Genomic DNA, 4,621 nt, shown 5'->3' on the forward strand with positions numbered 1-4,621 from the left:
TGAAACCCGGGGCGGTTCACTGGCCAGGTTGACCACTGCATTGCTGCAATTCAACGAGCGGCAGAACGCACTGATCGGGTCGGTCAACAACTTGTGCGAGCAACAGGAATAATGAGAAAACGGGGCGTCAACCCTCAAAAACATAGGCCAGATTCTGCTCGATAAGTCGGATGTCTGCCTTTACTCATGCCGCTGTGGCAAGCGTTCAGAGCTCGCTCCGAGGCCGAGCACCTGTCGTCCTGTCGCGTCTACTGGAGCTTGGATGCCATCGCAGCCGCTCGCTGCTGCAGCAGTTGATCATCAAGGGCAAACTTGTCGTGTCATCGCGGTCCCGCCCAGAAAGGACACAAATCCGTCGCCTAGCGTCCATTGGGTGACTTGGCGACGGAAGGCATCGCCTACATGCAAGTGGCTGGACGTGTTCATTTGGGCTAGACTCAAAGGCTGTGCCGTAGGGGTTGACGGGTGAGACCACGCCTAGGTTGTCCCCATGGAAGACTTTGAGAAAAACGATCTAGATTTGATGGCAACGAGTGGCGCGATTCCGGTGATCGACCTGTTCGCCGGTCCAGGGGGGCTTTGCGAGGGTTTTTCGTCTCTGTGCGATGCGGAAGGGCGTAGGCGTTTCGACGTCAGAGTCTCCATCGAAAAGGATCCGATCGCTCACAAGACGTTGATGCTTCGAGCGCTGTTTCGGAAGTTTCCAAAAGGTGAAGTTCCTGACAGCTACTACGACTACGTCCGCGGCGATCTCTCTCGAGAAGCATTCCTGAAACTTCCTGAAATCAAGGTTGCAGCCGAACACGCGGCATCGGAAGCTCGATGTGCTGAGCTGGGCGTCACGCCACACGAGGAGATAGATGCCTGGATTGGCGAGGCGCTGCGTGGCAGCAAAGATTGGGTGCTGATCGGTGGTCCGCCATGTCAAGCGTATTCGCTTGCAGGCCGGTCCCGCCTGCGGGGGAAAAACCCTGAGGCTTTTGAGGCCGACAAGCGGCATTTTCTGTACACCGAATACCTGCGGATCATTCAGGTGTTCAAGCCTTCAGTTTTTGTCATGGAGAACGTCAAGGGCATGCTGACCTCTCAGCATGGCGGTTCACCCATCTTCGACCGCATCTTGGCCGACTTACAGAATCCGCTTGAAGGACTTCGCTACCAAGTGCGATCTTTCGTGGTGCATGGTGATGACCTCAAGCCGAATGACTATGTCATCAAGGCAGAAAACTATGGTATTCCGCAATGCCGCCACCGGGTGATTTTGTTCGGCGTGCGATCCGACTTGGCAGACGCTGCGGACAAACTTGTCCTTCACCCAAACAAATTCCTGCTCACCCCAAGCTCCGAAACAGTTGGGGTCAAAGATGCCTTGCACGGGCTGCCGGCGTTGAGAAGCCAGCTATCTCGAGAGATTGACTCTCCCCAGGCATGGTTGAAGGCGCTCAAGGAGGCCCCCGCTAGCCTGACTTCGTGGCGCGATCCGGTGCGGCCCGCTGTCGAGCGCCAAATGGAGATCGCCTTGATGCTGGCGGGAACGCTTCTGTCAGCCGGCGGCAAATACATGAAGGCGTCGGAGACTAAACCGCCGAAAGAGTTGCCGAAGGAGCTACGGACTTGGTGCTGGGATGCTCGGTTGAAAGGAGTCATCCAGCACCAGACTCGCAAGCACATGAAGGCGGATTTGCATCGCTATTTATTTGCGGCTTGCTACGCGCTCGATCAGGGTATCTCGCCCAAGCTCAACAATTTCCCGCCAAAGCTGTTGCCTGACCATGGTAACGTCGATGACGAGGATGTCCCGTTCAAGGATCGTTTTCGAGTTCAAATTGGTGGAAATCCTTCAACGACGGTGGTCGCTCACATTAAAAAGGACGGCCATTACTACATCCACCCAGACCCGTATCAGTGCCGAAGCTTGACGGTTCGGGAGGCTGCCCGCCTTCAGACGTTTCCGGACAACTACTATTTCGAGGGAAACCGGACAGAACAGTATGGGCAGATCGGTAACGCCGTTCCCCCACTGTTGGCCCGCAAGATTGCCAACATCGTCCACAAGTTTCTGTCCTCGGTGCGTGGGATCCCCCGCTAAGTGGTTGTGGGTGCCGTGGCGCTAATTTCGCCTCGCTGGGCCTCGCTGTTGATCCAGTCGATAACTCGTGTTGTCCACAGCGAAGCCGCGTCGGCTTGGCGGGTGGCGCATTCCCAAACGATCAGCACTCGCCAACCCATCTCGACCAGCTTGTCAACAGCCTGCTGATCCCGCTTGACGTTAGCATCGAGCTTTGCCCTCCAAAACTCGCGGCGCGTGGATGGCGTCTTTGCGTATTTGCATCCCGTGTGCATATGCCAAAAGCACCCATGCACGAAGATCGCAGTTTTACGGCTTGGCAGGACGATGTCGGGGGTGCCCGGTAAGTCCCGTTGGTGTAGGCGGAAGCGAAAACCTGCAGCAAATAGAACCTTTCGGACGAGTAGCTCTGGCGCCGAATTCTTGCCTTTAATTCCAGCCATCATCTGACTGCGGACCTCAGGGGAGACTAGATCGGCCATGTGCTGCTCGTCGTTGGCAATTGCGCCGCGCCTCGGTCGCCTTATGCGGCTTTGAGCTCAGGAATATCACTGGCCGGCTCAGAATAGCTCGCGCTCATCACAGCTTCCTTGCATTCAGGTCTCTTAGCCCATTCGGAAATCATGCGTCCGCCTGAGGTGGCGTGCAACGTTTCGTTCACTTCCCGTGCCCAAGTGGCGATTTGCGCAAGTAATTCGGGCGAGACGGCTTGTTTTGCCCAGATACGATCGAGGTCGATGCGGTCACCAAGCTTTTGCGCCGTCAGTGCAATGGTGTAGGCAGTGACGTTGGCTTGGAAGGCTTGAAACATCGGGCGCAGCAGTTTTTGAGCGTCCCTGTAGAGCTTGGCCTTGGCCACCATTGCTTTGAAATCGGCGACGGTTGGAAGCGGCGCTTCTTCGCCCTCGGCCGATGCCAGTGAGGCCATGAAGCGATCAAAGTTTTTCTGCGAGCCAAGGCTAACAACATCCGGCTTCTGATCCCAGGCTGTCAGGTATTTGGCAAGGTCGGTCTTGGTGATGCGGCGGGCGGTGGGTATTGCATCCTTTAGGTTTTTGAGCCTCACTGGCGTCGTTCCTTCGCGAGCCAGAAGCGTGTTGTAGCTGCCGGCTGCTCGCTCGTAGAACCACTGGCCTACGCCATCGGGGCAATAGACGGAGCGAGAGAGCTTTTCCATCTCGACGTGGAATGGCTTGTTGGCCGAAAGATCGGATTGGCGAACCGCATTCTGGCTGTTGGCGTAGCGGGAGATGTCGGATACGAGCGCTTCTTCCTGCGCTGAATCCTGGGTCTTCATGACGATGATCTTGGCGGGAACACGCACGCGGCTGAGGTCGGTTTCGGGGTATTTCTTCTTGGTGAAATACAGGGAGGCTGTGGTTTGGCCTCCGTTCACGATCTGCAAGCCTTTCAGCCATGCGATTCCGCTTGCTCCATCGCCAGCCTTGCCGAGCTGCATTTCGTCGGCGACGATGACGATCCCGTTGTTGTAGGCCATGAACCTTTCTGGCGATGTGCGAAGCGTCGACTGGATGCCCGCATTCACTCCTTTGCCCTTTACGCTGAGGAAAGAGCGGACGTTGGCCTCCAGCAGGCGCGCGCCGAACTTCTCGTAGAGCAACCGTAAAGCTTCACCGGGGACGGCGGTCATGGCGTAGTCGTAGTCATCGTTTTCGCCTGGCACGAACACGCAGGGCAGGGGCATACCGGAAACTTCGTTGAAATCCACCACAAGCTCGTCGCGCGGCTTGCCTTCGGACCAATGCCGGAACAACCGCTCGATGTCCATGACTTCCAGCCGGACCGCTTTTCCGCCGATCTCGCGCGTTTTGAAGCTCTTGGACTTGGCCACGCGGTCCGTGATCACGAACACCCGAATCTGTTCCAGATTGTTGTAGATGTCATGCAGGGTCATGGCAAGGGAGCGAATGTCTGAAGACTCTTCAAGTTCTTGGACAAGCGTCCCGTCCGCGCAGCGCTCCAAGAAGCGTAGGCAACGTTCGGCGGCGGTTTTTGTCTCCAGCTCGGGGATCGACGTTGGAACGTCAACGCCAGCGTAGAGGCTCACAAACAAATCAAGCTGGTCGTTGTCCTCGGAGAGGGCGTATCCGCTCAAGCGCAGGTTGGCGTTGCGGATCTTGCCCTCGTAGTGGCATTCCACCGGTTCGAAGGTCATGCCGATCTCGGACATATGGTCCATCACGATACTCGCGAAAACCAATTCCTCAAACAGCGCGCCGTCTCGAATCTGCGAGCGAACGTTGGCCTGGGTTTCAGCCAGGAACTCATGCAAATCCATGTTTATAGTGCTCCCAATTTCTTCAAAACATCAGGCATGTCGGTAGAGATACCAACTACTTTGTCCAACTCAACTTCGTATGTGACCCGAGTGATGCCCGTCGGGACCGTTCCATGAGTGCCCCGATGGCCAGGTCAAATTCCCCCACCCTTGGCCACCCCAAATTCCCCCAGGCAGGACCGGTCAGATTATGACGACTCGGGGGTGATGGCGATGCGAGCGGCGGCCTCTTTGAGGCGGTAGCTCTGGCTCAC

The 4,621-nt window shown here is 56.6% G+C and carries 3 protein-coding genes; 1 reads left to right on the top strand and 2 read right to left on the bottom strand.

The genetic code is table 11. The features are described 5' to 3' along the window. Nucleotides 1–490 precede the first annotated feature (490 nt). Nucleotides 491–2,089, top strand: coding sequence for a DNA cytosine methyltransferase (locus tag CON77_RS14685; RefSeq protein WP_232788562.1), 1,599 nt, complete (start codon nt 491–493; stop codon nt 2,087–2,089). On the opposite strand, the gene CON77_RS14690 is transcribed toward CON77_RS14685, so the two are convergent. Beyond that, entirely contained in the window at nt 2,086–2,550 is a 465-nt protein-coding gene (locus tag CON77_RS14690) for a very short patch repair endonuclease (protein ID WP_101050331.1), read from the bottom strand. The two genes, CON77_RS14685 and CON77_RS14690, sit on opposite strands and share 4 nt — an antisense overlap. Before the next feature lie 41 nt (nt 2,551–2,591). After that, nucleotides 2,592–4,367: an AIPR family protein gene (locus CON77_RS14695; protein WP_101050333.1), complete on the bottom strand. Its 1,776-nt coding sequence runs from the start codon at nt 4,365–4,367 to the stop codon at nt 2,592–2,594. Nucleotides 4,368–4,621: the final 254 nt, after the last annotated feature.

The organism is Macromonas nakdongensis (assembly GCF_002837145.1).
Classification (GTDB): domain Bacteria; phylum Pseudomonadota; class Gammaproteobacteria; order Burkholderiales; family Burkholderiaceae_C; genus Macromonas_B; species Macromonas_B nakdongensis.

Excerpts from the sequence above, each read along its gene's own strand:
- CON77_RS14695 (WP_101050333.1), bottom strand. The coding sequence starts at position 4,367 with ATGGATTTGCATGAGTTCCTGGCTGAAACCCAGGCCAACGTTCGCTCG.
- CON77_RS14690 (WP_101050331.1), bottom strand. The coding sequence starts at position 2,550 with ATGGCCGATCTAGTCTCCCCTGAGGTCCGCAGTCAGATGATGGCTGGA.
- CON77_RS14685 (WP_232788562.1), top strand. The coding sequence starts at position 491 with ATGGAAGACTTTGAGAAAAACGATCTAGATTTGATGGCAACGAGTGGC.